This window comes from Thermodesulfobacteriota bacterium (genome assembly GCA_040755095.1).
Classification (GTDB): domain Bacteria; phylum Desulfobacterota; class Desulfobulbia; order Desulfobulbales; family JBFMBH01; genus JBFMBH01.
The window spans coordinates 1-6,216 of record JBFMBH010000187.1; the positions used below are offsets into that span (position 1 = coordinate 1).

Here is a 6,216-nt window from a genome sequence, read left to right on the forward strand (position 1 = left end):
GGACGTCGTTCAGTCCCCGGCCGCGCACAATGAGCTCATAGAGGTTCTTCTCGTTCATCGCCCGGTACAAGAGGATCGTCTCCTGGCCGCCGCCGCTCACCGGCCGCAGATCCGCCTCGATGGTCAGGTCATTGTCGAAGCGCCGGCCGAAGAGGTTCCAGGTGCGGTCGTCATAGCTGGTCTGCAGGTACGAGTAGGTGCCGGTAAGGGGATCGACGTCGGTCACCTGCCAGACGCCGCCATAGCGGCTCCAGCCCTGGTCGGCCCCGTCTTCGAAATCCTCGGCCCAGCTGTCGTCCAGCTGCCAGGCCTGGGCGACCAGCCCTTCGGCATCTGCCGCATAGTTGGCCGCATCCAGGGTCAGGGACCAGACGCCGTAATCGGCCTGGGCCTCACCGAAGGCCTGGGGAGTGGTGTCCACCGTGGGGGCGCCCTCGGTGACCAGGACCGTGTTGGACGTGCCATCGGTGATGCCGTCGCTGTCAGTGACCGTAAGGCGCATCACGTAGACGCCCTCGGTGGCGTAGACATGGTCGGCGGTGCCCACATTGGCGCCGCTGCCGGCCTGGGTGGTGCCGTCCCCGAAGTCCCACAGCCAGGAGGCGATGGCGCCCCCGGGATCGGCCGAGGCCGAGCCGTCGAAGCTGGCGGTGCCACCGGCCACGATGGTCTGGCTGGCCGGGGTGCAGGCCGCTACCGGGGTGCCGGCCAGGGGCGGGCTGGGCGGCGCGCTGATGCCCAGGGTATTGTCCGAGGTGGCGCCGATGGTCACCGGCGCGCCGAAGGTGCCGTCGCCATTGCCGGGATAGAAGCGCACCTGGCGGGCAGCGTGGGGATCGGCCACGATGTCCAGGTTGCCGTCGCCGTTGAAATCAAAGGCGTCGAAGGCGGCATGGTCGTTGAAGTCCAGGCTGGGCACCGCCACGCCACCGGCAAAGGTGAGGTCGCCGTTGCCGGCAAAGAAGGTGATGTCCCCGGCGCCACCGGAGTTGACGATGATGTCGGCCAGGCCGTCGTTGTTGAAGTCACCGGCCGCGAGGCCATACGGATCGTCGCCCACATCACCCACGCCGACCAGGGTCCCGAAGGTGCCGTCGCCGTTGCCGGGCCAGATGTAGACGTCGCCGGTCCAGTACTCGGCCCGGGCGAAATCGAGAAAGCCGTCGCCGTTGAAGTCGGCGGCATCCATGCCCCGGCCATAGTAGCGCAGGTTCCAGTCGATGCGGCTGAAGCCGCCGGCGCCGTCCCCCAGGAAGATGCTGGTGTAGGAGTTGTTGGTGTTGGCCAGGAAATCGGCGTGGTCGTCGTTGTTGAAGTCGCCGGTGGCCAGGTCCATGGCCCAGGTGTTGGCGCCGGTCATGGAGCCCACCTGGCCGACCTTGGTGAACTGGTCGCTGCCGTTGTTGGTGAACAGGTAGAAGAAGATGGGGTCGCCCATGCCCCGGCCGGCGATGATATCGAGATCGCCGTCGCCATCGAAGTCGTTGATGGCCACCGCCCGGCAGTAGAGACCGCCCAGGGAGTCCAGCACCCGGTAGTCGGCGAAGGTGCCGTCCCCGTTGCTCTTGGCGTAGTACAGGCGGCTGGAGTCGTCCACCGCCACCAGGAAGTTGGCCAGGGCCGAGGCCGGCAGGGCCAGCACCAGAAAGACCGCCAGCCAGACCCAGTGCTGCCGGCAACCCCGATATCCCCGGCCGAGTCGCCCGCCCAGACACCCCTTGCCCAGCCGCACACCACTGTCCTTCCCTGTCATGACCCTGCCCTCCCAGAATGGACAAGCCCTCGCCGGCGGCATCCTCGCCCGGCAGCCAATAGACCGATCCAGCCCTTCCCCACCCCGGCCGCCGGCACCCCCTGGCAGCCGCGGGCAGCAAGCCCTTCAGTGAGCGTATTGCAAAAAACAGACCCCGACGCCCCGAGGGCCTGCCTTTGCAACCAGTTGATCTGGCAATAAAAAGGGAGATTTGCCCCCTGGCGGCCCGGACGGAAATCCGGAAGACTTTCCGGAAAAGCCAACAGCATCGTACAAGAATCCGGAATCCAGGGAGGCGATGGTCAAGACTATCCCAAACGGGCGAGGGAAAGCAAGGAGGGAGAGCGGGGCTGGCAGCCAGGGCATCCACCGCCCAGCGCGGCAGCGCCCCACCAACTGCCTCACCGCTCCGCTAACTGATAGCGATAACCGCTATTCTTCACGCTTGACAAGCCCAGCATCGACAGGGTAATCACGCCAGGTATCCACCGGCAGCCCCACGCAAGGGGCCGAATCCGATCACCTGCCCGGAGCAACCGGACCCGATCAAGGAGTGTTCCTCATGCGCCCTCAGCCGCCAACTGCCCGGCCGTGGTTGACCATTGCCCTTCTGGCCGTGCTCCTGGCCACCCTCCTGCCGGCGTTCGGCCTGGCCGCCCCGGCCCGTGAGCCCCAGCTCCCCCAGACCACCGCACCTGCGCCTGACGCTGCCGCCCCCTGGCATGCCCTGACGCCGTGGGATGCCGGCGGCGACCCGATCCTTGGCACCCCGGCCACCGGAACCACCACCAAGCCCGCGGACGGGTCCGGCAAGACCGGTCCCCCGGAGAGGCCCACCGCCGGACTGGAGCTGCCGGACCGTGAGGCAGTCCAGGACGAGGCCCTGAAGGACACCGACTCCCCATCCTCACCGGCCACTGCCACGGCAGCTGCCACCACCGGGGCCGAGGCCGGTGCTGCTGCGACACCGATGCTGGCGCCGCCCCAGGTCATGCCCAACACCGGCGCCCTGACGTACCGCGTGCCCATCACCGTGCCCCCAGGCCGAGGCGGCATCGCCCCCAACCTGGCCCTGGTCTACAACAGCAGCGCGCGCAACGGCTGGCTGGGGGTGGGCTGGAGCCTCGACATGGGATCCATCCAGCGCTCAACCAAAAAGGGGCTGGACTACAGCCGCAACGACTACGTGGCGGTGGTGGACGGCGCCGCGTCCGAGCTGGTGCAAAGGCCCGACCTCGGCACCGGCTTCTACGGAGCGAAGATCGAGGGAGGCTTCTCGATCTACTACCGGCAAAACGGCGGCTTCGTGCAGCTCACCAAGGACGGCATGAAGTACTCCTTCGGCACCTCGGCGGCGGCACGGGAATTCGATCCTGCTGACGCCTCGAAGGTGTTCAAGTGGAACCTGGAGAAGGTCGAGGACGCCAACGGCAACTACATGACCATCTCCTACGTCCGCAAGGACAACGCGCTGTATCTGAGCGAGATCAAGTACACCGGCCACCCCGGCGGCACAGTGAACGGCAGCACCGTCGCCGCGCTGGACCCGACCAATTCGGTCAAGTTCATCCTGGAAACCGCCCAGCGCCCGGACCCCATGGTCTCCTGGCACGCACGCTTCGAGATGAAGACCGCGTATCGCCTGGACAAGATCAGGGTCCTGGTCAACGACGTCCAAACCCGGGAGTATGACCTCACCTACGAGACCAGCGCCAGCACCGGGAGGTCGGTGCTGAACGCCGTGCAGGAGTTTGGGGCGGACGGGACGGCCATGCCGGCCTTGGCCCTGGATTGGTTTGACAATGCGGACGCGGTCATGGGGGCAGGACTTCGGGTGCCGTTCGCCGGAGGGCGTGAACGGCTTCTGCCTGCTTCCTATCCGGGGGACTTCAATGGCGACGGAAAAGCGGACTTGCTTGTGGTCACCTATTCGGAGCTGGGACCAGCGGGGCAGCGCCAATATTTCATCTTCTATCAGATCGCGAAGTCGAATGACGATGGGACGCTTAGTCTCGTTGGAGAGAAGCGCATGCTCTTTAATTGGAATGTTCCAAATGCTGGCGCATTCATCACAGGAGATTTCAATGGAGATGGCTATACCGATCTGATAGTAAACGAGATGACCAGGATTTCCTCAGGTGATTGCGTTAGCTTCTCCGATGTTTCATCATGGCTTCCCTATTCACCAAAGAAGATTGCAGGTGATTTCAACGGTGATGGGCTTGATGACATTCTCTGTTTCGGCACGACCGCGAGCCAGGACTCCATTTACCTTTCTAACGGTGATGGAACATTTCGACACGCGTTCTCCATAGGATTCGGCCAAGGATATACTATAGGTGACTACAACGGAGATGGCCGGATGGACTTTATTGTTTTGTCAGGTGGGGCATGGCAGCTCTATCTTGCCAACCAAAACGGAACCTTCTCGTGGAGTTCCAGCCTGTTCTCCGACCAATACTGGATTGTATCTGGCGACTTCAATGGTGATGGTCTTCATGATATTTTTGTAAATAGCAGCATGATCAACTCTCAAGTCGACTCATCAAAAGGAAATGGTGAATTCGCTCTTGCCTGGTCCGGGCCAGGCTTCACGAGCGTACAACCGGGTGACTTCAATGGTGACGGCTCGACGGATCTGGCTGCTGGATACTACAATTATGGTAACGTCCACATGATACTATCAGCCAACGGCGATGGATCCCTCTCCATGACGCAGTCCGCCTTGTACGGCACACCCATAGGTACTGCAGACCCTAATGGTGATGGGAAATCCGACGTTATCATTCGTTATGATGACTACTCCCAGGTCGTTCAGCTGGCCAATACTATCGAAGGCGGCGCCAATGACCTCCTGTCCGCCGTCCACGGTCCCCACGGTGGCACCGCAACCATCCGTTACCAGCCCTCCTCCGCCTTCCAGAACCGCCTTCAGCCCTTCATCACCCAGACCGTTGCCTCCGTCACCCTGGACGACGGCTACGGCAATCTGCTGACCACCAGCTACGCCTTCGAGGGAGGATATTTCGACGCCGCGGACCGCGAATACCGGGGCTTCGAGCACGCCCTGCAGACGAACCCCGATGGCACGGAGGTCTCCACCTGCTTCTACGTGGGCGACCCCGCGACCCGCCCCGGCGCCTGGACCTGTGCCAACGAGGGGAATCCTGCCCTCAAGGCCGACAGCTATCTCAAAGGCAGGCCTTACCTGACCCAGACCTGGGCGCCGGACGGCTCGGCCAACCCCATGAGCCGGATCGAGCTGGTGTGGGACAAGAAGCAGGTGAGCGGCGACGCCGTCTTCGTCAAGCTCAAGGAGAAGCGCAGCCAGGCCTTCGACGCCACCGGCAAGTTCCTGGAGACCCTGGAGGAATACACCTACGACCTCGACACCATCCCCGCATACCTGAGCAAGTACTTCCCCGGCTACCAACCCCTGAAGCACGGGGGGCTTCTGGCCAGCCGCACCACGGACGTGGCTCCAGGCCGGGACGGCTCGATCACCAGGATCAGCAAGCATGCCAACTACGGCAACTGGGTCTGGCGCGTCACCGAGGAGGTGCTCACCACCGACCCCTTGAGGGACCCGGCCACCGCGAGCGCCTGGCTCCGGAAGACCACCCACGCCTACGAGACCGGCACCGGCAACAAGCGCTTCGACGAGCTGTGGCTGGAAGGCGGCACCAACCCGAAGGTCGAATACCGCTACACCGAGCCCCGCTACGAATACGGCAACGTCACCAGGGTGATCGATGCCCGGGGCAATCCGACGACCACGGACTTCGACGCCGCCACCCACACCTATCCGGTCAAGGTCACCAACGCCCTCGGCCACTTCGTGGAAAGGGGGGAGATCGACTACCGCTATGGCAAGCCTTCGTGGGAGAAGGATGCCAACGGCAACCGCACGGATTTCCAGTACGACGGCTTCGGCCGGGTGCGGTTCGTGAACACCCCGGACGGCGGCTCCACGGAGACGGTCTACGGCGATCAGTTCCCGCCGTATGTCGTCACCAAGGTCTCCGAGGATGCCTCCCGCACCGTGGACAGCTGCCAGTACTTCGACGGCCTTGGCCGGCCGACCCTGGCGGTACGGATCGGCACCGAGGCCGGCGATACCGAGACGAAATACATCACCACCCGCCTGCGCTATGACAGCATGGGGCGGCAGTACCAGGTGGAGGGGCCGTACGCCGCCAGGTACCAGAACGGGCTGCTCATCCCCCTCACCAACTCCTACCCGCGGGTCATCACCTACTTCGACTACCGCGGCCGGCCGAGCACGGTCAGCCGGACCGACAGCTCCGGCGGCACCGGCTTCCGGTGGCTGACCACCACCTTCACCTACGAAGGCCTCAGCACCACTGTCGAGGATGCCGATCTCCGGAAAAAGAAGGAGACCAGGGACTTCCTGGGCCGGCTGGTCGAGGTGGTGGAGGATCCGGGCCCCGGCAAGAAGAACT

The 6,216-nt window shown here is 64.0% G+C and carries 2 protein-coding genes; one reads left to right on the forward strand and one right to left on the reverse strand.

Annotated features, from left to right (window positions below; all coding sequences use genetic code 11):
* A partial coding sequence (locus AB1634_18295; GenBank protein MEW6221465.1) for an FG-GAP-like repeat-containing protein occupies positions 1-1,753 on the reverse strand: 1,753 nt, incomplete at its 3' end.
* A 562-nt stretch (positions 1,754-2,315) separates the two neighbouring features.
* Between AB1634_18295 and AB1634_18300 the strand changes: the two genes are divergently transcribed.
* A partial coding sequence (locus AB1634_18300; protein ID MEW6221466.1) for an FG-GAP-like repeat-containing protein occupies positions 2,316-6,216 on the forward strand: 3,901 nt, incomplete at its 3' end.